We start from the raw sequence: 21,322 nt of genomic DNA on the forward strand, positions 1-21,322 counted from the left end.
CTTGCCTACTTTCCGGCCTGGGGCGCCGCACCGGCGCCGGAGCCCAGCGAATGGATATAGGCGGACAGCGCCGCCACCTCCGCATCGGTCACGGGCAACTTTGGCATGACCGGCCCAAAGCCCTTGACCACGCGCGCCTGCGGATCCTCGATTTCCTTCTTCAGGAAGGCGTCGTCGACGGTGGCACTGCTGCCATCGGCAAACGTCTGCGTGCTGCCGTACAAGCCCTTCCACGACGGGCCCACGCCCTGCGTCCCGTCGATGCTGTGGCATGCCACGCAACCCTTGCTCTGTGCCAGCGCCCGGCCCTGCTCGACGTTGCCACTGGCGCCCGCGCCGGGGGCAACGCCGGTCCCCGGCAGCGCGGCCGGCTGCGGCGACTTGGCCTGCGTCATCGCGAACGTCTGCTGCTTGGCCAGCCAGGCGTCGAATGCCGCGGCATCCTCCACCACCACATGGCCGCGCATGTTGTAGTGCCCCACGCCGCAAAGCTGCGCGCACAGGATGTCGTACTTGCCCGCCTGCGTGGGCGTGAACCAGAACGACGTCACCATGCCCGGCACCATGTTCATGCGGGCCCGGAACGGCGGCACATAGAAATCGTGCAGCACGTCCTTCGATCTCAGCAGCACCTTGACCGGGCGGTTCAACGGCAGGTGCACTTCCGGACCCAGTACGATCACATCGTCCTGGCTGTTCGGGTCGTCCGGATTCAGGCCCATCGGATTGGTGGCGCTGGTGAAGCGCGGGTCCGTCGTGCCCAGCGTGCCGCCCCGGCCGGGAAAGCGGAATGCCCATTGCCATTGCTGGCCCACCACCTCCATCGCCATGGCCTCGTGCGGCGGCCTGACATAGTCGGCGTAGACAATCAGCCCCGGTGCCAGCAGTGCCATGATGCCCACCGCGCTGAGGCCGATCAGCCAATGCTCCAGCCTGCGGTTTTCGGGTTCGTAGGCGGCCCGATGCCCCGCGCGATGCCGGAAGCGCCAGACGATATACCCCAGCAGCACATTGATGCCGACGAAGAACAGGCCGGTGATGACGAGGGTAATGGTGAGCGTGTCGTCCATCTGCTTCCAGTTGGACGCCAGCGGTGTCAGCCACCAGGGGCTCAGGAAATGAAAGAGCACCGAAGCAGCGACCATGATGACGAGCACGACCGCGATCGCCATGTCCCCCTCCTCTTACGCACGCAAGGGAACGGGCCGGAAGGCAGGGGCAGGCAGGTGCGCCCGTTCACGCACGTGGAATAAGACTAGTGCATCGGTTCAGGCCACTGCAAGGCGACATGTGCCCCATATCGTTCGGAGGCACTCGCGCGGCCACACCCGGCATGTCACGCGTGCGGCACAGCAAAAATGGCAGTGGGGACATGCCGGTCCCAACTGCCATCCGTGTGCGCCTGCGGGCCGTGGCTCACAGCCATGCCATGCGCACAACACCTTGCATCACAAGACGATGTATCTAGTGCACGACATCGCGCGATTCCAGCTTCCAGTAGCACAGCGCGATGCACATGCCGAAGATCAGGTGGCCCACCAGCGTATGCCAGCCCCGCGCGTCGATGAACCACGGGAACGCGGCCGTCATCACATGGAAGTTGAACAGGTAGACCACCACTCCGAATCCGGCGCCCACCAGCATCGACATGCCCGCGCTCGAATCGAGCTGGAACGGCGCGATGATGGCGCAAAGCACACAGCCCAGCACAATGCCTATCACAAAGTGAATGATCAGTGCCACGGCCACCGTGCTGACACTGAACATCGACGTCTGCAGCACGTCGGGGCCCATCACGATGGCAGCGATCAGGCGCGTGGTGCCCCACGGATGCACGCCGGCCACCATGCTCGACCAGAACATCTCCACGACGATCAGCAACGCCCCTGCGGCCAGGCCCGATACCGCGGCGGCAGACCAGTCGGGCAGGCGGCGCACGTAGTGGTGCGAATGCATGTGAAGTTCCATAGCTTCCTCCCATTGGTGGCCGACGATAGCCATCATGCGTCCAGCATAGGACACGGGCCGCGGCAGGTGCAGACGGCGCGCCCGCCCGGCACGTTGTGCAGCGCGGCGCAGCGCACGCACGGCCCGACGACAGCCGCGTCTCGCGCGACATGCGCCGCAAGATAGAAACTCTGCAAGCGTTTCAAACATTGCGGGACAACCCTGACGCTTCCGGCCTTGTATTCGCCACCCACGGCCTATACTGGGATCAGAACGAAACAAGACAGGAGACCGCCATGATTCACGTACAGGCGCACGATCTTGTGTTTTTGATCCCCATGGCGCTCGTCGGGCTGTTGGCGATGGGTGCGATCCCGGTGGCCGCCAAGGCGCTGCGTATCAGCTGCCGGTGCGCGGGCGCAATCATCGGGGTGCTCCTGGGGGTGCTCGTGCTGGAGGCGTTGCCGCTGCTGATATAGCTGCGCGGCCGCTGGAAGTGAAGCGCCTGTGAGAGAGAAGGAGGCGCGATGTCATTGACACTGCTCGCTGCCTTGATGGCGGCGCTGCTGGTCCTGACCGTGGCGTCCGCGCTATGGCGATGCAGCCATCCCTTCCGGATGCGCTACACGCGATGCGCGCGCCGGCGCGCACGCGCCGGCCTGTGCAGGGAGTTGCGGCACAGGCACTCCCACATCCGCTGAATGCCTGCCGGAACTCAGATCTCGATCATCGAGAAGTCACCCTTGCTGACGTCGCACTCGGGGCAACGCCAGTCCTCGGGGATCGCTTCCCAGCGCGTGCCAGGCGCGATGCCGTCCTCGGGCCAGCCCTGTTCCTCGTCGTACACCCACCCGCAAATCAGGCAAACCCAGGTCTTGTAGGCAATCGCTTCCTGCTCCAACACTCGCTCCTTTTGATCGTCAATCGGTCAGTCCGGGGCGAATGATACGCGGTTTCGGTGCGGGCACCCGGGCTGCGGCGTTCGAAGCTTTCGTTCAAACGCCGCACCGGGCAGCATGTCGGGCGACGGCTATTGCCGGATCGAGAAGTCGACGCGGTTGGGCGTGCCCTTGTCCTTGATGCCCTCGGCGGTCAGCTTCGGCGCCGTCAGGAACAGCTTCGAATCGGGCACCTTGCCGTCCCGTTCCAGCGACTGCTTGACCGCCAGCGCGCGCTGGTCCGCCAGCGCACGCAGTTCGGCATCGGTGACCGGGGCGTTTTCCAGCAGCAGTTTTTCCATTTCGGCCGGCGGCAGCGACTTGTTCAGGCCGATAAAATTCTTCGGTTTCTTGAACGACTCGCGCTTGTACACCGCTTCGAGGTACTTTGGATACTCCTGCTTCGACACGGTCACCTTGGCACCCTGGTCGCCGCCCTCGCCTTCCTCGGCCTGCACGCCAGCCTGGGCCGACCGGCGCAGGTCGCGCTGCTTGGCTTCGGCCACGCGCTGGTCCAGCCAGACGCGGCGCGCGCCATCGGCATCAGTCGCCGGATCGATACGCCCGCTGATTTCCAGCCGCAGCGAGGGGCGGTCGTTCAGCGCCTTGCCCACCGTCTCGATTTTCTTGCGCCCCTCATCGGTCAGCGTGGACGATCCCGGCGCGAACTCGATATAGCCAAGCTCCTCGCCGTTGCCACCGAACGCCGAGGCGATCAGCGAAAACGGTGATGTGATCGCCTTGGTCAGCAGGTTCACGATCACGCGCATGATCACGCCGCCAATGCTGAACTCGGGATCCGACAGCGAGCCCGACACCGGCAGGTTGATGTCGATCACGCCATTGCGGTCCTTGAGCAGCGACACGGCCAGCAGCACCGGCAGCTTCACGGCATCGGGGCTGTCCACCTTGTCGCCGAACGTGAGTTGGTCCAGGTACAGGTGGTTCCTCGCGTCCAGCTTGCCATTCTCGATCTTGTACGCCACATCGACCGTCAGCTTGCCCTTGGTGATGGGGTAGCCGGCGTACTTGGCCGCGTACGGCGTCAGGCGTGTCAGTTCCACGCCGGCAGCCTTGGCCGCGATGTCCAGATAGAGCTGCTCGCCCAGCGGATTGAGCTTGCCGCTGATGCTGACCGGCGCGTCGTCGTCGAGCCGGCCGTCGAGCACCAGGTCCGCCGGCGTGGGATCGGCCGACGACACCTTCGACACCGAGCCCTTCATGTCGGTCAGGTTGGCCGAGTAGTTCGGCTTGACGAAGAAGTCCGAGAAGTTGATGTTGCCCTTGTTGATCGTCACGCCGCCCAGGCGAATCTGGGGTTTCGGGCCGGCCGCTTGCCTGGCGGGTGCGGCCTGCGGTGCGGGCCTGGCCTCCGGGGCCGACGCCGGGCTGGCCTGCGTCAGGCTCGTGGACGGCGCCGCCTCGCCCTTCTCGGCACCGCCGGCCACCACGTCCTGCAGGTTCAGCCGGCCGTTGGCATTGAGAATCACGCGCGCATAGAAGTCGTTCAGCGCCACGTTGCTCACGCCAACCTGCATCGGCCCCTTGGCATCGTCCATGCTGAAGTCGATACCATTGACCGCCAGTGCGCGCCAGCGCAGGAAGTCATCCCCGGAAATGCGATCGACGGTACGCACGTTGCTCGCAAAGGCGTTGCCGCTGAAGCGCACGGCGATCGGCTTGCCGGCTGGCGCGTCGTACGCCACCTTGCCCTTGACCGTCATCGTGCCGCTGCGCAGCGCCGCGTTGAAGCGATCGGCCAGATAAGGCTGCAGCGGCGCCATATCGAGATCGCGCAGGTCCAGTTGCAGTTGCGCGGCGGGCCCGGTCGGCACCACCTGCCCGTCGATGTTCATCACGCCCTTGCGGCCGCTTTCGGCATGCAGCTTCATCGGCAACGCGCCCGGCGACAGCGGCCACGTGATGGTGCCGGTGCTCAGTCCGATATTGCGGAACTGGTGGATCACCGGACGGCCGTGATTGACTTCAGCAGGTGCGTAGTCCGCCAGCCGTGCCTCGCCACCGTCCACGGCCACCTTGCCCACGCGCACCTTCCAGCCGGGCGCCGCCGCACCGCCATTGGCCTGCGGTGCCGGCTTCGCAGCGGCCTTCTGGTCCGCTGCCTTCTGTTCGGCAGATTCGGTGGCCCAGATTTGCGCCGATTCCAGCAGCTCGCCGCGACGATCGCGCGTGGCCGCGATGCGCGGCTTCACCAGCGCCACTTGCCCGGCTTCGAAAGTCTGTTTGGCCAGATCGAGCTGGATATCGTCCAGGATCAGCTTGTCGGCATGGATCAGCGGCAGGTTGGCGCCTGCGGTATCCGCCACGCGCGCCGTACGTGCCGCCCGGGCACCGCGCCGGGCCGATGCGGCCTTGGCATCGTCATCGCTGTCATTGGCGGCGGCCGATGCGCCTGACGCGGCCGGCACCTTGACCGGATCGCGCGTAGCCACATAGACCGGCGACAATTCGACGCGCGATTTCTGCAACGTGAACTGGAACACTGGCTGCGTCCACGCCATCGTGTAATGCAGCGCGGCGTTGACGGCCGTCTCGCCCAGCTGGCTGTGCAGCGCGCGCGGCCACCACGCCGAGAAGCCTTGCGGCCGCAGGCCCGCCGTTTCCAGCGTGCCCGTCAGCGTGCCCTGCTTCAGGCCCAGTTCACCAGTGTGCTTGACGGTCTGCCCGTTGGCGATCGTGATATTGGCGTCAAGCTTCGCGGGCTTGTCGCCGGTACTGGCGAGATTGACGATATCGACGTTGACCTGGCCGATGTCGAGCTTGCCGGGGCCCGATGGCGCCAGTTCGTCGACAAACCCGAGCCTGGCTTCCTTGACCGTAACGCGGTCCACGGCATACGACCACGGCACCTCCTCGGCCTTCGGCGGCGCCTGAACGCCTGCTGCCGCAGGCGCGGATGCCGATGCAGCCGAAGCAGCCGATGTCGGTGCGGCCTTGGCCGGGGCCTGTGCCGCGGCCTTCGGTGCTGGGGCCGCTGCCGGCAGAAAGGCGGTGGCCAGGTTCAGCGTACCGTCCCGGCGACGCAGCGCCTGCAGGTCGAATCCCTCCAGTTCGATGCTTTTCACATGTGCCGTGTGCGCCAGCGGCTGCACGCGGTCCAGATCGACGGCCAGACGTCCGGCCTTGACGATCGGCGCTCCGGCGTGCGTCTGCACGTCGGCATCGCGCAGCGCGATCGTGCCGGATACATACAGGTCCTGCTTGTCCTTTTCCTGCCGGAAGCCCACCTTCAGCCGGGTATCGACGAGACCGCCCTTGACCTCCGCATCCTTCAGTTTTGGCGCGAATGCCATGTACTTCGCCAATTCCAGACCGTCCAGATTCACGTTGAGGTCGGTCTGGTGACTATCGGAAAACGGTTGCGATGTACCGTCCAGCGCCAGCGGCGTGCCATTGATCTTGGCAAACAATGACGGCCGCGTATTGATGGCTACATCGTGCGGCAGGTTCGACAGGAACGGCAGGGTCAGCGTGAAGTTCTCCACGCGCTGCACGGTATCGAGCAGCTTGTCGTCATAGACGAAGCTGCTGTTGGACACGGCGATATTGCTGACCGAGAACCGCGCCGGCTTGCTGTCGGCCGGTTTGGGCGGCTGGGCGGCAAAGCGTTCCTGGATGTCGGCAAAGCTCATGCGGCCGTCGGCATTGCGCACCACATGCACGCTGAGCCGGTCCACATGCAGGAAATCAACCACCGGCGCCAGATGCCAGATCGACGCGGCCGAGGTATTGGCCTCGACCTCGCCCAGCGTCAGCATGGGCGTCTTGCCATCGGGCTCGAAAATGGTCAGGTCGTTCAGCGTCGCGCCCAGTTCGAATGGCCGCACCTGCGCGCCACCCAGCGTGACCTTGCGGCCCAGCGCCTCGGTCGCGTTCTTTTCTACCAGGTATTTGATCAGCGGCGGCCCGCCAACATAGCCGGCCAGTCCGAAAACAGCCAGCGCGGCCACCACGCCGCCGGCGACGCGCACGGCCACGCGCCGGCGCGGCGTTGCCATGGCCGCCCCTGTTGCAGCCTGGATGGAATCCTTGAAAGCCATGTCACCCCAGAATATATGACCCCGCGCATTTCGCGCTTTGTGCCCCGGATTTCACTTGCTTTTGTATTATGGAGACGGATTATGGCAGCGCGACGGCCGATTTAGTATTCAATCTGATCAAAATCGCAGATGAAACACATCGATCTGGTATCTTTACGCCTTTGCGAAGCGTCCCGTCGTGCCTGCCGGCTTACCCGCCGGCCCCGGTTCGCCAAGTTCGTGTCGTCACCCCTCGGCCGTCTTCCTCCACGTCATCCGTGTTGCGCGCTTCGCATGTGAATGTATCCATGCGAGTCTTTTCATGTCCACGTCCAGCAGTACTGCCGGGGAACTGGGCGCGCAAGGCGGCCACGCCGCCCGCCCGCTGACCGGCCAGGACTACAAGACGCTTGCCCTTGCAGCATTGGGCGGTGCGCTTGAGTTCTACGATTTTATTATTTTTGTCTTTTTCGCCAAGGTCATTGGCCAGCTGTTCTTCCCGGCTTCGGTGCCGGACTGGCTGCGCCTGCTGCAGACCTTCGGCATTTTCGCGGCCGGCTACCTGGCGCGCCCGCTGGGCGGCATCATCATGGCGCACTTCGGCGACCTGCTGGGCCGCAAGAAGATGTTTACGCTGTCGATCCTGCTGATGTCGGTGCCAACGCTGCTGATGGGCCTGCTGCCCACCTACGCGACCATCGGCCTGCTGGCCCCGGTGCTGCTGCTGGTGCTGCGCATCCTGCAAGGTGCCGCCGTGGGTGGCGAAGTGCCGGGTGCCTGGGTGTTCGTGTCCGAACACGTGCCCAAGCGCCACATCGGCTATGCCTGCGGCACGCTGACGGCGGGCCTGACGGCAGGCATCCTGCTGGGCTCGCTGGTGGCCACCGGCATCAATGCGATCTTCGATCCGCAGGAACTCCTCGCCCATGGCTGGCGCTTGCCGTTCGTGCTGGGCGGCATCTTCGGCGTGGGGTCGATGTACCTGCGCCGCTGGCTGCACGAGACGCCGGTGTTCGCCGAACTGCAGCAGCGCAAGGCGCTCGCCGCCGAAATGCCGCTGAAGGCCGTGGTGCGCGACCATCGCGGCGCCGTGCTGATCTCGGTGCTGCTGACCTGGATGCTGTCGGCCGGCATCGTGGTGGTGATCCTGCTGACCCCCACCTACCTGCAGACGCTGTTCGGCTTCGACGCCCGCACGGCGCTGGTTGCCAACAGTGCGGCCACGCTGTTCCTGTCGATTGGCTGCGTGGTGGCCGGCGTGCTGGCCGACCGCATCGGCGCCCGCCTGACGCTGTCCATCGGCGGCGCGCTGCTGGCGGCGACGGCCTACCTGCTGTACACCACCATCGGCACGCGCCCTGACCTGCTGCTGCCGCTGTACGCACTGGCTGGCTTCTTCGTCGGCACGATCGGCGCGGTGCCGTATGTGCTGGTGCATGCCTTCCCGGCGCAGGTGCGTTTCTCGGGCCTGTCCTTCTCGTACAACGTCTCGTACGCGATCTTCGGCGGGCTGACGCCTGTCATCGTCTCGCTGATGCTGAAGACCGACAAGCTGGCCCCGGCGCACTACGTGGTCGGTGTCTGCGTCATGGGCATCATCACCGCACTGTTCGTGCGCAAGCGGGAAGCCTGATTTACGGCATCACCGCGTTTTCCGGCACGTCCGGATGAAAAAAGGGGAAGGCCAGAAGCCTTCCCCTTTTTCCATTCCACGGCGGCCGCATCATGCCGCGCGGCGATGCTGCCGGAAGAACTGCCACATCATCCAGCTTGCGTCCGGCCCAACGTCGCTGTGGTACTGCACGCTGGCGTCGCCACCGCTCCACGCGTGGTCCAGACCGGCCACCTCCACCAGCCGCACGACGTCGCGATTCCATCGGCCAAAGCGGGCTTCCCGATAGTCGCCCGCTTCCAGCGGCGGCGCATCGTTGGCGCAGTCCAGACGCGCGCCGGTGCGTTCGCTCAGCCCGTTGTAGGTCAGAAACTGGCGGGCCAGCAGGCGGCCATTGATGGGATTCACGGCGTCATCGGTCATGCCGTGCACGACGATCGCGGGCATCTCCGGGCCGCCCGGCGTCACGCCGGCGGCATCGAGCAGCAAAGCCGGTTCCAGCTCGGTGCCATGCCGCATCGCCTTCAGGCCCGCGCCCGGATTACCGGCCGCGCCGATCACGACGCCCGAGTGCAAACCCACCGCCGCGACTTTTTCCGGATAACGCAGCGCCACCACGGCAGCCATGGCCGCCCCGGCGGACAAACCCGCCAGATAAATCTCGCCTGTGCGCACGTCAGGCCGGCTGGACAGTTCGTCGATCAGCATGGCCACGGCCTGCGCCTCGCGACCGCCCACGCCGTCGCCCAGGTCGAACCATTGCCAGCAGCGGTGTACGGAGCGGCGCAACGGCTGCTGCGGGTAAGCCACCATGAATCCCTCGCGCTCGGCCAGTGCGTTCATGCGCGTGCCGGCAGCCAGGTCTTCGGGCGTCTGCTGGCAGCCGTGCAGCATCACCACCAGCGGCAACGCGCCCTTGGCGCCAGACGGAATATAGAGACGATACGACAGCTGCGGCACCAGCTCGCCCGGCAGCGGTTCCAGGCCCAGCTTGTGGGATTGCCACGATCCGGGCAGTTCGGCTGGCGCGGGCTCACCCGCGGGGTGTCGCAGCCGCCTTGCAGCCGGCTGCGCCGGATCAAGGCGCCCCAGCCAGGAACGAATTTGCTTCGCGGCCTGGGAGTGCGGGCGACCGAATTGTCGCCACTGTGCATCCCAGGTCGGAGACAGGCTTTTGGCCATATGAAGACTCCTGCTCATCTAGGAACGAGTCTCCTCCTCTATTTGTGCGACGCAGCATAACACAGGCGAAGTGACGAACTGCCGTCATTGTCTGCAAGATGCAACATGAATTTTGGAAACAAAGATTCCCTTGTGGGAATCGTCCTGCCCCGAACGGGGGGAATGCCTTCGAAAAAACTTACGTCATGGCGACGAAAGAATGCAGAACGGCGGCAAATCCATGCCATTTACGGACATTTATACTGAAACGCATAAACACCCCATGGACCGATCGGCGCGACGATGTCCTTCGAACGTCCCGGCGCAAGCGCCCCATCCTGCACAATTTGTCCATTCCGTCAGGCATGTCGCCATGCCTGCGGCGATAGCGCATTGCGGGCACCCGTGCCGCTTGCGCCCGGTCGGGTGCGGTTACGGGCTGGCGACGTGCTTTATGCGCAGGGCCGGCCCACACTGGCGGTCTTCCCCCTGCGCACGGGTGGGCTGAAGCAGGTCTACGAATCCCGTCTGGGATGGCGGCAGGTAAGCGGCTTTTTTCAGTGCGGCGATGTATGCGGCCTGGAGCCGAACGAATCCGCCGCCCATGGGGCCAGCGCCGTTGCACTTCAGGACAGCGAGTGCTGCACCATCCCCATCGAGGCTTTGCACGAGAGCCTTGCCGATCCGGCATTGCGCGCCGCCATTCTGGCCAACCTGCGGCGGCAGGCCGGGCGTCAAGCCGAACTGATGGTGGCCATTGGGTCGATGAAGGCGTCGCAACGGCTGGCCATGCTGCTGCTCGACCTGGCCGCAGAACAGGCGCGTCGCGGCATTTCCGACGGCGGATTGACGCTGGCGATGACGCGTAATGACATCGCCAGCTACCTTGGCCTGACCCTGGAAACAGTGTCCCGGCTGCTATCGCGCTTCCGGTCGGTGGGACTGATCACGGTACGGCACCGCATGCTGCGGATCGTCGATCCAGACGGGCTGGCAGACGTCTACGCGGACCCCGACCGCGTGGCGCTGCGGGGCCCGGGCGACTGAAGATCCCCTACTCCTTTGCCACCGGCTTCCACCCTTGCGGCGCGAACGTCCGGATGGCCGCAGCGCGCGACGCCGTAGCCTTGCCCAGGTCGCGCTCGTAGAAACGGCGCTCGCTGTCCAGCATGAACGAATGCACGCCGGAATCGCCATAGCGCGCCGGCCATGCGATGAACGCGAATTTTGCGTCGCTGCCCTTCGGCGGCGCGATGACGCGGTAGCGATAGCCGAAGAACGCCTCGTCGGGCGGCGTCTCCGGTCCCATGGCCAGGGCATCCGGCCCCAGCGGACTGTCGTTTTCCTTCGATGCCGACGGCCAGTACAGGCCATTGGTCTTGCCCGGCGTGCTGACCAGTTGCCCGGCGTAGGCGCCCTTGCCCACCTGCTCGGCATAGCGTTGCTGGGCATCGGCCAGCTGCAGCAGCGTGTCCATGGCGACGATCTCGTTGCGGCCGATCCGGCGAACCCTGACCTCGCGCTCGCCTGCCGTCAGGTCGAACTGCCATCCCGCCTTGCGTTTCACGATCGGCACCGGAAACGTCCAGCCGCTGCCGCCCACTTCCACGCTGGCGCTATTCTCGCCGTCCTTGCGGACAGCATGGTGATTGGCCCAGGCGCCGAGAAAATCGTAGATGTCCTGCTGGTCCAGATGTGGCGGCACGATCCGGCGATACTGCGCGCCCAGCACGCGCTTGAGCGCGTCGGTATCGCTGCGTGCCACGCCATCGCCCAGCGCGTCCATGGCCGCCTCGGGTGACGGGAAAACCTGCTGCGCCAACGCCACGGCCGGCGCAGACATCGACGCGCCGACCAGCACGGCCATGGCCAGCGCGCGCAACGACTTCCAACCGCGTGCGTTTCCGCGAGTTCCCTGGTTGTGCTTCATCGTTATCTCCGACCGTGACCGAAATGACCGCCGCCAGCACCGACTCCGCCGCCGAAATGGCCGCCGCCTCCGCCGCCGCCGCCGTGGAAGCCGCCGTGGTCCGGCATGGTCCGCTGGCCACCGAAGCTCTGCAGTCCTGCACCGCCACGCTCGGCCTGCTGGCGCATGCGGTCGCCATTGCCGGCATCGTGGAAGGCGTTGGCATGATTGGTGTCGCGGGCCCGGTTGCGCGCGTCCATCTGATCGGCGTGCTGGCGATCTGCGCCGGCCGGGCGAGGATTCTGCCCGCTGCCCGGGCGATTGACGCCGGGCGAGCCGTGTCCTGCAATCGACTGGCCGGTCCGTCCCTGGAACGACTGTGCGGCGCGGTCTCGCGCGGCGTCACGCTGGCTTTGGGCGGCCCCGGCCTGTCCTGGCCGCTGCGGGTTCTGGACGCCGCCACCGCCCTGCCCCAGCCGCTGACCACCGGCTTGTCCCGGCGGCGGACGATTGGCCAGGGCCTGCTGCCGCTGCGCATCGAAACGGTTGGCGACGTTGGGATTGTTGTACGGCACGTTGCCGCGGTTGGCCGGGTTATGCTGCCAGTTCACGTTGGCGCGGTTGACGTCGAGCCGCTGGTTCACGTTGATATTGTTGTAGCGGTTGACGTTGATGTTGACGTCATGCGCGCCCCAGTTGAATCCGCCCCACATCGAATTCACCGCCGCCACACCCAGCCCGAAGCCGATGCCCGCCACCAGCGACGTCGCGAACACCGAGCCCGGCGGCGGCGGATAGTAGGCGGGCGGATAAGCCGGATAGGGCCACGTGCCATAGACCGCGGTGGGGTTGTAGGCAGGCACATACACGACCTGGGGATTGGCGGGCTCGATCTGTACGATCGTCGTACTGCCACTTTGCTGCGTCACCACCTTCTGCTGCTCGGTGGTCTTCAGCGTGCCGGCCTTCTGCGCCTGCACGCGCAGCCGCTGCACCGAATCCATGACGTCGTCAGGCTGCGCCAGGAACGCATCGCCCACCGACTGCACCCATTGCGGCTGGCGCCCCATCATGTCCATGACCGACGGGAAGGCCACCAGCGACTGCACGCTAGGGTCCCATGGCTCATTGGCCACGGCCTTGGTGGCGGCATCGCCCGACAGGCTCGCATTCGATTTCGACCACTGCGCGGCTGCCGCCACGTCGGCGGGATAGGTCGAAGCCATTAGCACCTGCGACAGCAGCGCATCCGGATAAAGCGCCACGGGCGCCAGCAACTGGTCAAGATGAGGCTTGTCCAGCTTGGCCTGGGCCAACGCACTGCCAGCCATGGCGAGCAGGGTCAGCCCGAGCAGCCAGGCCACGATTCGTCGCACGCGCAACATGATCACTCCCTCAATGACGAAAAAGGACCGCTACACCTGCCTGCCAATGCTGGCCCAGGCTTCGTTACCCCGACTGACTGGCTGACTATTGACTTACTTGCGGGCCTGCGCGCACTCCTGCCGGTAGGCTTCTTCCAGGCGCTTGCGTTCCGGCGCGCGTTCGAGCGTGGAATAGCTGCGCCCGTCGGCGGTGGTGACGTTCGACTGGCCCTGCGACCACTGCGGCCCGGCGGGCAATGCATTGATCTTGTCGAGCAACTGGCGGCAATGCTCGCGCTGCGATGTGCCTGACGCGCCGCCCGGATCATCTACCGTGGACGTGGCGGGATCAAGCATGCGCGGGGGCGGCGGGGCGATCATCGGCGTGGACGGATCCGTCGATGGCGCCTGCCCGTAGGCAACGAATGGGACCACGCATACGGCTGCAGCCATGGCTGCCAAAACCTTTCTCACCAGAAACACTCCAGAATTCATTGGCAACACGGGGGTTGCCTTGCGACGGCCTCCGGCAGGCAAGAGGTCCGGGCACGATGTCATGCATCCGTCTTGCCGTGGCTCCGCCTGCCGGTTCGGTTGCGCAGCAGCTCGAGCTGCAGCAGCGCATCCGCAAGCATACTCTTCAGACGCACATTTTCTTCCTCGAGCTGACGCACGCGCCGCGTGTCGGCGCCGTCGCCATGCCGTGTCGGACCATACCTGGCACGCCAGCCGTAGAACGAGGCATCGCTGAAACCATAGCGCGCGCACAGTTCCCGCACGGGCACGCCATTCGCGGCCTCGGCGAGGTACATGCGGATCTGCTCCTCCGAATAGCGTCTGTTCACCGATGCCTCCGCTCGTGGCCTCCCCCCGCGCGGCGGGCGCAACGGCCTGCCGTTCATGCCGGTAAGGTAGCCCAGCCCTTGCGCAAAAGGAATTCAGTGTCTTCGCCGCACGAGTTAAGCAAATTGAATGAAAGCATCGGCATGGTCAACGTCGCTGGCGGCGGCAATCCCATGCGGACTCCGCCCCTATGGCGCAAGCCTTGCCACCGCGACCAAATTTTGTTTTTCCATCTTGGAATATTCCGATTCCGAATTCATGCCGGATCATCGGGTTGAAACACTTTTCTGGCACACCGTGCAATCGCCTCCGGGTCAGTGCCGCGTCAGGTGCATCGCCCTGCGAGGTACGTGCCATGCGGGTTTTCGCCTTGTATGGATGTGCGAACAAAGGTGCCTTTGCAGGTCAGATGACAAACATGACATCACACGCCGTTCTAGTAGTTTCCAAAATGTTGTATTAAGATTTCTTCGCATCAACTAAATTTCAAACGCCTGCAGGGCACGCCTCCCCGGCGTTCGCAGACAGGCGTCCGGCAGCCCCTTCACCGCCATGGTGATGATGGCGATTGCCGGGTCCGGGCCTGAGGAAGAGGAGCCACTGCCGTACCGCACATGCCTTCGATGCTCTGTCGAAGAAGCGCGGCAATCGTGGATGTACCCGCGTGCAAAGACGCGGGTGGCATTGCCCGGGCGCACATGTTTTTCGTTCCCGCCCCCCGTAGTTTCATGCTGTACAGGTCGCAGGCGTTGCGTGATGGCAGGACCGGCAACGGCAGGTCTCGTAGTCACGAAGTTGCAACGCTTCGCCACAACAAGAAAAACAGAAGTTCGGATCGGGAGAAGTCAGTATGCGGCACGTCAGTACCAAGCTATTGCATGTGTTCGTCCTGCTCATGGAGTACCGCGACCTCGGCGCGGTGGCGGCTTGCACACAGGGACGCATTCCAACCGTGGCCTACAGCCTGGCCCGCCTGCGAGAGATCACCGGCGATGCGCTGTTCGTCAAGCGCAACGGCACGCTGGAGCCTACGCCCCACGCGCTGCGGCTCGAACAGACGGCCCGGCAAATCCTGGCGCGCTGGAACCATCTGGTCCAGCCGCAGGACCATTCGGCCCATGCCACCGGCAACCGCCGGCGCATTTCGATCGGGTTCTCGTCGTCGATCGGCGATCCGGTCATCACGGAAATCCTCACCACGCTGTGCGAACGCTTTCCACATGACAGCTTCGTCACGCGGCCGGTCATTGCCGATGCGTCGCTGGGCGACAGTCTCGACGCCGGCCACCTCGATTGCGCGTTCGTGGTGGATGGCGCCAACGTGCCCGACAGCGTGCTGCCGCATAGCATCCTGGCCACGCCGCGCCGCCTGGTAAGCGCCGCGCGCGGGGGCACGAACGACGAAGCGGAAACCGACTGGATCCTGCTGCAGGAGGACTGCGAAAGCGGCAGCCCGTTGCATGCGTTTCTGGCACGGCGCGCCAATACGCCAGGCCATCGCGAGACCGTGGTGCCGTCATGGCATACGCAGATCACGCTGCTGCATTCCGCCGGCGGCATCTGCCCGGTCCTGGATTTCAACGTGCCGCTGGTCACCCGCGACCGCAAGACCCGGCTGCTGGCACCGCCTGCCGCGTTTCCGGCCTGGGCGGCGCTGCATTTCTGGACGCCGCAGCGGGCACAGGACCCCGCCGCGCTGCGCGACATCATGGACGTGGGCGCGTCGATCCTGCGCGATCCGCTCAAGGCCATCGACGGGCGCCGCCACGCACAGCACCGCACCCCCGCGCTGGCGGCGATCGCCTGAGCCTGGCGAACCGGCCAGCGCCGGCCCCAACACGGCCCCGACCCACTGACACGGCCCCGCGATGGCGACATCGCGGGGCCGTCTGCATTTCCCCTGCGCAATCGCAGCAGTCTTTCGTGCATTTTGCGAATCCTCTTACTCCCATCCGCGCCTGCGGGCATTAACCTCGCCGGGCATCGCAGTGTTGCGGGCTGTCTCCCATGCAGTCCGCCACGCGCGTGCACGCAGTCGATGCGTGTTGGCGCCGCACGCCACTCCCGCGTGCGGCGCATTTTTTGACGCCAGCGCGAAGCCGAACGCTGAAGAGCCATGTGAACAGGACAGGAGTCGATGGATGACGTTGAGGATTTTGCTGGCCGACGACCACCCCGTCATTACGGCGGCGATCCGGGCCAGGTTGCAGACGCAGACCGGCTGGGAGGTCTGCGGGGAAGTGATCAGTGCCACCGACCTGCTGCAGCAGGCCGACAACTTGCGGCCCGATGTCGTGGTCACCGACTATCACATGCCCGGGCCCGCCGAGCTCGATGGCGTACGCCTGATCACGGCCTTGCGCCGCCGCTATCCGGCCATGGCGGTCGTGGTGCTGACGATGATCACGAATCCGCTGGTGCTGCGCACGATACTCGATGTCCGTGTGCAGGGCCTGCTGCTCAAGGACAGCCAGCTTTCCGAAATCGTGACGGCGATTGCCCGTGCCCAGCGCGGCTTCACCTATATCGGCAAGTCGGCGCTGCGGGCGTTGGCGCCGACCGAAGTACGCCCCATGATGCCGATCGGGCGCGAAGGCATGCAGCGGCTGTCGGCGCGGGAAACGGAAGTGCTGCGCCTGTACCTGACCGGACGCTCGGTAACCGAGATTGCCGCCACGCTGTGCCGCAGCGTCAAGACCATCAGCCGGCAGAAGAATTGCGCCATGCACAAGCTCGGGGTCACCAACGACCGCGAGCTGTTCGAATGCGCGGCCCTGCAGGGCATGGTGCTGCCACAAGGCGGATGACCATGGACGCCGCTCGCTATAATCGGCCACGCCAACCGGCCCCTCCGAAGCCCTCACCGTGCGGGGGCCGGCCCGCCGCATCCGCTACGTTCATGTTGCCGACATCGCCACCGCCTTCGCTACCTCCCGACGCGCCCCCTGGCCGCGCGGTGCCCGCCTTGATGATTGCCGCACCGGCGTCAGGCCAGGGCAAGACCACCGTCACCGCGGCGCTGGCGCGGCTGCACGCACGCCAGGGCCGCCGCGTGCGGGTCTTCAAGACGGGGCCCGATTTCCTGGACCCCACGCTGCTGGCCGCGGCAAGCGGCGCGCCAGTGCAGTCGATCGATCTCTGGATGACGGGCGAAGCCGATGCCAGGGCGCGCCTGGGCGACGCCGCGGCCGACGCAGACCTGATCCTGGTGGAAGGCGTGATGGGCCTGCACGACGGCACGCCGAGCAGCGCCGATGTGGCGCGCCTGTTCGGCCTGCCGGTGCTGGTGGTCATCCAGGCCGGCGCGATGGCCCAGACGTTCGGCGCGCTGGCCTACGGGCTGGCGCACTACGGGGAGCCGTTCTGGGCGATGCATGTGCTGGCCAATGGCGTTGCCACGGCCCGTCATGCCGAGATGCTGCGCGAAAGCGTGCCGCCGGGCATTGCGTGGGCCGGCGCGCTGGCGCGCGACGCATCGGCCAGCCTGCCCGAGCGGCATCTTGGACTGTTCAGTGCCGACGAACTGCCGGACCTGATGACGCGGCTCGACAGGCTGGCCGACGCACTGGCCGCACTGCCGCTGTCGCACCTGCCCGCGCCCGTGGCGTTTGGGCCGGCCAACACTGCGGCGCCGCTGCCTCGGCTGCTGGCGGGCAAGCGCATCGCCATTGCGCGTGACGACGCCTTCCGCTTCATTTATCCGGCCAACCTCGATACGCTGACGGCGCTGGGCACGCATGTCGCGTGGTTTTCGCCGCTGCGCGACCACGGCTTGCCACCTTGCGACGCCGTGTGGCTTCCGGGCGGATACCCTGAGCTCCACGGCGCCACACTGGCAGCCAACTCGGCGATGCGCGATGCCCTGCGCGATGCGCATGCGCGGGGCGTGCCGATACTGGCGGAATGCGGCGGAATGATGGCGCTGTTCGAGCGCCTCGTTGACAAGGACGGCGTCAGCCATGCCATGGCCGGTCTGCTGCCCGGAACGGTGACGATGCAGCGCAGGCTGGCCGCGATTGGCCACCAGGCGGTCACACTACCCGGCACCGGCGGAGTGCTGCGCGGCCATACGTTCCACTATTCGAGCGCAGCAACGCCGCTGACGCCAGCGGTCAGGGCCGTGTCGCCACGCGATGGCGGCACGGGAGAAGCGGTCTATCAGGCCGGCAGCCTCACCGCGTCGTACGTCCATTTTTATTTTCCGTCGAATCCCGCCGCGATTGCGGCGGTGCTGGGCGCATGCTGACGGAAGCGCGATAGCGGGCGGCGGGTCAGGCGGCGTCGCGTTCGGTGCGTGCCACGGCGTCGGCGATGCCGGCTTCCAGCTGGGCCAGCCCCTTCGACAGGTTGTGCATCGTCGTTTCCGACACGCCCGTCAGCACGTCCTGCAGGAATGCCGAACGGCGCGGCATGGCCTGGTCAACGATGTCGCGGCCCAGCTGGGTGAGCGTCACGTTGGTCATGCGATTGTCGCGCTCGCTCGTGGAACGCTCGATCCATCCCAGTTCCTGGAGGGCCTTGAGTTGGCGCGTGAGGGCGCCCGGGTCCATGCCCACGCGGTCAGCCAGCGGCTTTTGCGCAATCGGGCCTTCGTGTCCGTACAGGGCAAACAGAATGCGCCAGCGCGGCAACGGATGCCCGATGCGCTGTTCGAACGCGGCGGCGTATGCGCGGTAAGTGCGTCCGAACTGTTGCAGCACGGCCAGGCTTTGTCGCTCCAGTTCCAAAATCGAGTCTCCAGTTGGCAGATATCAGTCCGCGGCCATTGCGGGCTCATGCACCCGCGCCAGCCTGATCGGCGGCACGCGGCGCACCCGCCATATGCCGATCAGCGCCGCGACGGCCGCCAGCAACAGGCCAAGATGGATGGCGCTTACCAGCGACACCCGCGCCTGCTCCAGCAGCAGGGCTCCATTGTGCCCTGCCTTTTGCAGATGGGTCAGCAATTCCGCCTGGGCGGCCTTGTCGATCAGGATCTGCGGATCGGTCAGCCGGGACGCCCAGTCCGATGCATTCGCCGCTGCCAGCGACGCCGTCACCCCTGTGGTGTAGCTGCGCGTCACCAGCGTTCCCACCAGCGCCGTGCCCACCATGCCGCCCACCATGCGCAGAGACTGCAACATGGCGGTGGCAATGCCCAGGTGCGCGCGCCCCGCCGTCTGTTGTGCGAATACGGTCAGGTTAGGCAGGACGAAGCCCAGCCCCAGGCCCGCGCACAGCATGATGGCCAGCAGCACATTGTGATGCATGCTGCGCGTCGCCTGCGACAGACCGAGCAGCGCCAGCGCCAGCATGGCAAACCCTGCATACAGCATGCTGTTGGGCTGCGGAATGCGCGTAATGATACGGCCATTGACGATACTGCCGACGGTAATGCAGACCACCAGCGGCGTGACCAGCAGGCCGGCTTCCTTCGGCGAGTAGCCAAATCCGCCCTGGAACAGCAGCGGCGCGTACAGCAGCAGCGCGAACATCGCAAAACCACCCAGGACGCCCAGCAGGAACAGCGGCGCCAGCGCCGGATTGCGAAACATGTCCAGCGGCAGGATCGGCGCCTCGCACCGGCGTGACCATTGCCACAGCGCGATGAACGACGCGCAGGACAGCACCATCAGGCCGGTGGTCACGATGTCGAAGCCGCGCTCCGGCAACCATTCCACCGACAGCTGCAGGCTGCCCAGCCCGGCCGCAATCAGTAGCGCCCCCAGCCAGTCGATGCGAACCGGCCCCTCGTGCCCCGACTGGCGTAGATGGGGCAGGTAGCGCCAGGCCATCACCAGCCCCATCAGGCCGACAGGCACATTGATATAGAACACCGCGCGCCAGCCATACCATTCGGTCAGCAGCCCGCCCAGCGACGGGCCGAGCGCGTTGGCCAGCCCGAATGCCGTGCTCAGGATGACCTGCCAGCGCAGACGCACATGCGAATCGGGAAACAGGTCGGGAACACAGGCGAACGCGGTGCCGACCAGCATGCCGCCGCCAATCCCCTGCAGCGCACGCGCCGCCACCAGGTACGGCATGCTCGAAGCCATGCCGCATAACACCGAAGCCACCAGAAAGACGACGATCGACGCCAGCACAAACGGCTTGCGCCCGTAGTAATCCCCGAGCCGGCCGAAGATCGGCACCGTGACCACCGAAGTGAGCAGATATGCCGTGGCCACCCAAGCGTAGTACTCGAACCCCTGCAGCTCGGCCACCACGGTCGGCAGCGCCGTGGACACCACGGTCTGGTCCAGTGCGACCAGCATCACGACAAAGGCAATGCCAAGCATCGCCAGCAGCGACTCGCGAAATGGCAAGACCTGCCCTTGGCTACCCGACTGTGACTTGCCCTGCACGTGCCCCGAATCCGATGCCATATCTATTGCCCGATCAATAATTGTGCGATCAATGATCTTCAGATTATAGGGGCGGCAATTTGTTCCGGCAGAAGATTTTGGCGTTCCTACGATGGGTTACAGGATCGGTGCGATGATGGTTAGCAGCAGGTTTATTGATGCCGGCCCACCGGGTGCATCACAGGACACATCGATGCACTGAGCCCTCGACACTTTCATCCAGCTCCCGGGAGATTGCATGAAGTCAGTCACATTGATTGGCGCGCCCACCGATGTCGGCGCCAGCATTCGCGGCGCTTCGATGGGCCCCGACGCGTTACGCGTGGCCGACATCGCCAGTGCGCTGGCCCGCAACGGGCTGCAGGTGCGCGACCTGGGCACCCTGAGCGGGCCGGGCAACCCGTGGCAGGCGCCGGTCGACGGCATGCGGCATCTGCAGGAGGTGCTGACCTGGAACGAGCAGGTTTTCGAGACCGCCTATGCGACGCTGGCGGCCGGCCACATGCCGCTGCTGATGGGGGGCGATCATTGCCTGGCCATCGGGTCGGTCAGCGCGGCCGCCCGCCACTGCCGCGAACAGGGCAAGCGCCTGATGGTGCTGTGGCTCGACGCCCACGCCGATGCCAATACCGGCAGCACCAGCCCCACCGGCAATATTCACGGCATGCCGGTGGCCTGCCTTTGCGGCGACGGGCCGGCACCGCTGACCGCGCTCAGCGGCGTCACCCCGGCTGTGACGGCGCGGCAGATCCGCCAGATCGGCATCCGCAGCGTCGATGCCGAAGAGAAGATGCGGCTGCGGGAACTGGGCCTGACGGTCTATGACATGCGCTATATCGACGAGAACGGCATGCGCCTGACCATGGAACACGCCCTGGCGGGTATCGACGGCAATACGCACCTGCACGTCAGCTTCGATGTCGATTTCCTGGACAGCCAGATCGCGCCTGGCGTGGGCACGCCCGTGCGCGGCGGCCCGACCTACCGCGAAGCGCACCTTGCCCTGGAGATGATCGAGGATACCGGCGCGCTCGGCTCGCTGGACGTGCTCGAACTGAATCCCGCGCGCGATGTGCACAACCAGACGGCGGAACTGGTTGTGGAGCTGCTCGAAAGCCTGTTCGGCAAATCGACGTTGTAGGCGGCGGCTACGGCGCCATGCCT

18 protein-coding genes are annotated in these 21,322 nt (G+C 65.7%); 7 read left to right on the plus strand and 11 right to left on the minus strand.

The window, feature by feature from the left end:
- Positions 1–5 precede the first annotated feature (5 nt).
- Together D9X30_RS04965 and D9X30_RS04970 are read right to left on the minus strand one after the other, a co-directional pair.
- Entirely contained in the window at positions 6–1,172 is a 1,167-nt protein-coding gene (locus tag D9X30_RS04965; protein WP_153949194.1) for a cytochrome c oxidase subunit II, read from the minus strand.
- A 292-nt stretch (positions 1,173–1,464) separates the two neighbouring features.
- Positions 1,465–1,968 carry a hypothetical protein gene (locus D9X30_RS04970; protein ID WP_153949193.1) on the minus strand — a complete coding sequence of 168 codons (504 nt, stop codon included), beginning with the start codon at positions 1,966–1,968 and terminating at the stop codon, positions 1,465–1,467.
- Positions 1,969–2,243: 275 nt separating this feature from the next.
- On the opposite strand from D9X30_RS04970, the gene D9X30_RS04975 reads away from it, so the two are divergent.
- Complete coding sequence (locus tag D9X30_RS04975) at positions 2,244–2,426, plus strand: hypothetical protein (protein WP_092602616.1); 183 nt, start codon at positions 2,244–2,246, stop codon at positions 2,424–2,426.
- 236 nt (positions 2,427–2,662) lie between these two features.
- Here D9X30_RS04975 and D9X30_RS04980 read toward each other — a convergent pair whose 3' ends face one another.
- Entirely contained in the window at positions 2,663–2,848 is a 186-nt protein-coding gene (locus D9X30_RS04980) for a rubredoxin (RefSeq protein WP_153949192.1), read from the minus strand.
- Between the two features lie 129 nt (positions 2,849–2,977).
- Positions 2,978–6,946, minus strand: coding sequence for a DUF748 domain-containing protein (locus tag D9X30_RS04985; RefSeq protein WP_153949191.1), 3,969 nt, complete (start codon positions 6,944–6,946; stop codon positions 2,978–2,980).
- A gap of 301 nt (positions 6,947–7,247) precedes the next feature.
- Between D9X30_RS04985 and D9X30_RS04990 the strand changes: the two genes are divergently transcribed.
- Positions 7,248–8,558 carry an MFS transporter gene (locus D9X30_RS04990; protein ID WP_153949190.1) on the plus strand — a complete coding sequence of 437 codons (1,311 nt, stop codon included), beginning with the start codon at positions 7,248–7,250 and terminating at the stop codon, positions 8,556–8,558.
- 90 nt (positions 8,559–8,648) lie between these two features.
- On the opposite strand, the gene D9X30_RS04995 is transcribed toward D9X30_RS04990, so the two are convergent.
- The gene (locus tag D9X30_RS04995; RefSeq protein ID WP_153949189.1) at positions 8,649–9,719 is read right to left on the minus strand and encodes an extracellular catalytic domain type 1 short-chain-length polyhydroxyalkanoate depolymerase; all 1,071 of its coding nucleotides are present in this window, start codon (positions 9,717–9,719) and stop codon (positions 8,649–8,651) included.
- 282 nt (positions 9,720–10,001) lie between these two features.
- Here D9X30_RS04995 and D9X30_RS05000 point away from each other — a divergent pair, with 282 nt between their 5' ends.
- Positions 10,002–10,745 carry a Crp/Fnr family transcriptional regulator gene (locus D9X30_RS05000; protein ID WP_153949188.1) on the plus strand — a complete coding sequence of 248 codons (744 nt, stop codon included), beginning with the start codon at positions 10,002–10,004 and terminating at the stop codon, positions 10,743–10,745.
- 7 nt (positions 10,746–10,752) lie between these two features.
- Here D9X30_RS05000 and D9X30_RS05005 read toward each other — a convergent pair whose 3' ends face one another.
- From D9X30_RS05005 to D9X30_RS05020, 4 genes are all read right to left on the minus strand, one after another.
- Entirely contained in the window at positions 10,753–11,628 is an 876-nt protein-coding gene (locus tag D9X30_RS05005; protein ID WP_153949187.1) for a DUF2950 domain-containing protein, read from the minus strand.
- A gap of 2 nt (positions 11,629–11,630) precedes the next feature.
- A complete protein-coding gene (locus D9X30_RS05010; protein ID WP_153949186.1) occupies positions 11,631–12,992 on the minus strand; it encodes a DUF3300 domain-containing protein in 1,362 nt (453 codons plus the stop codon).
- 93 nt (positions 12,993–13,085) lie between these two features.
- Positions 13,086–13,424, minus strand: coding sequence for a hypothetical protein (locus tag D9X30_RS05015; RefSeq protein ID WP_153949185.1), 339 nt, complete (start codon positions 13,422–13,424; stop codon positions 13,086–13,088).
- A gap of 101 nt (positions 13,425–13,525) precedes the next feature.
- The gene (locus D9X30_RS05020; protein ID WP_194946572.1) at positions 13,526–13,816 is read right to left on the minus strand and encodes a transposase; all 291 of its coding nucleotides are present in this window, start codon (positions 13,814–13,816) and stop codon (positions 13,526–13,528) included.
- Between the two features lie 848 nt (positions 13,817–14,664).
- Here D9X30_RS05020 and D9X30_RS05025 point away from each other — a divergent pair.
- The 3 genes from D9X30_RS05025 to D9X30_RS05035 all read left to right on the plus strand — a co-directional run bounded on the left by D9X30_RS05025 (position 14,665) and on the right by D9X30_RS05035 (position 18,060).
- On the plus strand, positions 14,665–15,621 hold the full coding sequence (locus D9X30_RS05025; RefSeq protein WP_153949183.1) for a LysR substrate-binding domain-containing protein: 957 nt from the start codon (positions 14,665–14,667) through the stop codon (positions 15,619–15,621).
- A 334-nt stretch (positions 15,622–15,955) separates the two neighbouring features.
- The gene (locus D9X30_RS05030) at positions 15,956–16,621 is read left to right on the plus strand and encodes a response regulator (RefSeq protein ID WP_153949182.1); all 666 of its coding nucleotides are present in this window, start codon (positions 15,956–15,958) and stop codon (positions 16,619–16,621) included.
- Positions 16,622–16,782: 161 nt separating this feature from the next.
- Positions 16,783–18,060, plus strand: a complete 1,278-nt coding sequence (locus tag D9X30_RS05035; RefSeq protein ID WP_228771015.1) for a cobyrinic acid a,c-diamide synthase CobB — start codon at positions 16,783–16,785, stop codon at positions 18,058–18,060.
- Positions 18,061–18,085: 25 nt separating this feature from the next.
- On the opposite strand, the gene D9X30_RS05040 is transcribed toward D9X30_RS05035, so the two are convergent.
- Positions 18,086–18,541: a MarR family winged helix-turn-helix transcriptional regulator gene (locus D9X30_RS05040; protein WP_092602590.1), complete on the minus strand. Its 456-nt coding sequence runs from the start codon at positions 18,539–18,541 to the stop codon at positions 18,086–18,088.
- Between the two features lie 24 nt (positions 18,542–18,565).
- Complete coding sequence (locus tag D9X30_RS05045) at positions 18,566–20,179, minus strand: MFS transporter (protein ID WP_228771014.1); 1,614 nt, start codon at positions 20,177–20,179, stop codon at positions 18,566–18,568.
- A 217-nt stretch (positions 20,180–20,396) separates the two neighbouring features.
- Between D9X30_RS05045 and rocF the strand changes: the two genes are divergently transcribed.
- Complete coding sequence (gene rocF / locus D9X30_RS05050) at positions 20,397–21,299, plus strand: arginase (protein WP_153949180.1); 903 nt, start codon at positions 20,397–20,399, stop codon at positions 21,297–21,299.
- Positions 21,300–21,322: the final 23 nt, after the last annotated feature.

The organism is Cupriavidus sp. U2 (assembly GCF_009663685.2).
Lineage (GTDB): Bacteria > Pseudomonadota > Gammaproteobacteria > Burkholderiales > Burkholderiaceae > Cupriavidus > Cupriavidus necator_C.

What these genes read in the sequence shown, in the direction of transcription:
- D9X30_RS04965 (WP_153949194.1), bottom strand. Translation starts at nt 1,172, where the DNA reads ATGGCGATCGCGGTCGTGCTCGTCATCATGGTCGCTGCTTCGGTGCTC.
- D9X30_RS04970 (WP_153949193.1), bottom strand. Translation starts at nt 1,968, where the DNA reads ATGGAACTTCACATGCATTCGCACCACTACGTGCGCCGCCTGCCCGAC.
- D9X30_RS04975 (WP_092602616.1), top strand. Translation starts at nt 2,244, where the DNA reads ATGATTCACGTACAGGCGCACGATCTTGTGTTTTTGATCCCCATGGCG.
- D9X30_RS04985 (WP_153949191.1), bottom strand. Translation starts at nt 6,946, where the DNA reads ATGGCTTTCAAGGATTCCATCCAGGCTGCAACAGGGGCGGCCATGGCA.
- D9X30_RS04990 (WP_153949190.1), top strand. Translation starts at nt 7,248, where the DNA reads ATGTCCACGTCCAGCAGTACTGCCGGGGAACTGGGCGCGCAAGGCGGC.
- D9X30_RS04995 (WP_153949189.1), bottom strand. Translation starts at nt 9,719, where the DNA reads ATGGCCAAAAGCCTGTCTCCGACCTGGGATGCACAGTGGCGACAATTC.
- D9X30_RS05000 (WP_153949188.1), top strand. Translation starts at nt 10,002, where the DNA reads ATGTCCTTCGAACGTCCCGGCGCAAGCGCCCCATCCTGCACAATTTGT.
- D9X30_RS05005 (WP_153949187.1), bottom strand. Translation starts at nt 11,628, where the DNA reads ATGAAGCACAACCAGGGAACTCGCGGAAACGCACGCGGTTGGAAGTCG.
- D9X30_RS05010 (WP_153949186.1), bottom strand. Translation starts at nt 12,992, where the DNA reads ATGTTGCGCGTGCGACGAATCGTGGCCTGGCTGCTCGGGCTGACCCTG.
- D9X30_RS05015 (WP_153949185.1), bottom strand. Translation starts at nt 13,424, where the DNA reads ATGGCTGCAGCCGTATGCGTGGTCCCATTCGTTGCCTACGGGCAGGCG.
- D9X30_RS05025 (WP_153949183.1), top strand. Translation starts at nt 14,665, where the DNA reads ATGCGGCACGTCAGTACCAAGCTATTGCATGTGTTCGTCCTGCTCATG.
- D9X30_RS05030 (WP_153949182.1), top strand. Translation starts at nt 15,956, where the DNA reads ATGACGTTGAGGATTTTGCTGGCCGACGACCACCCCGTCATTACGGCG.
- D9X30_RS05035 (WP_228771015.1), top strand. Translation starts at nt 16,783, where the DNA reads ATGATTGCCGCACCGGCGTCAGGCCAGGGCAAGACCACCGTCACCGCG.
- D9X30_RS05045 (WP_228771014.1), bottom strand. Translation starts at nt 20,179, where the DNA reads ATGGCATCGGATTCGGGGCACGTGCAGGGCAAGTCACAGTCGGGTAGC.
- rocF (WP_153949180.1), top strand. Translation starts at nt 20,397, where the DNA reads ATGAAGTCAGTCACATTGATTGGCGCGCCCACCGATGTCGGCGCCAGC.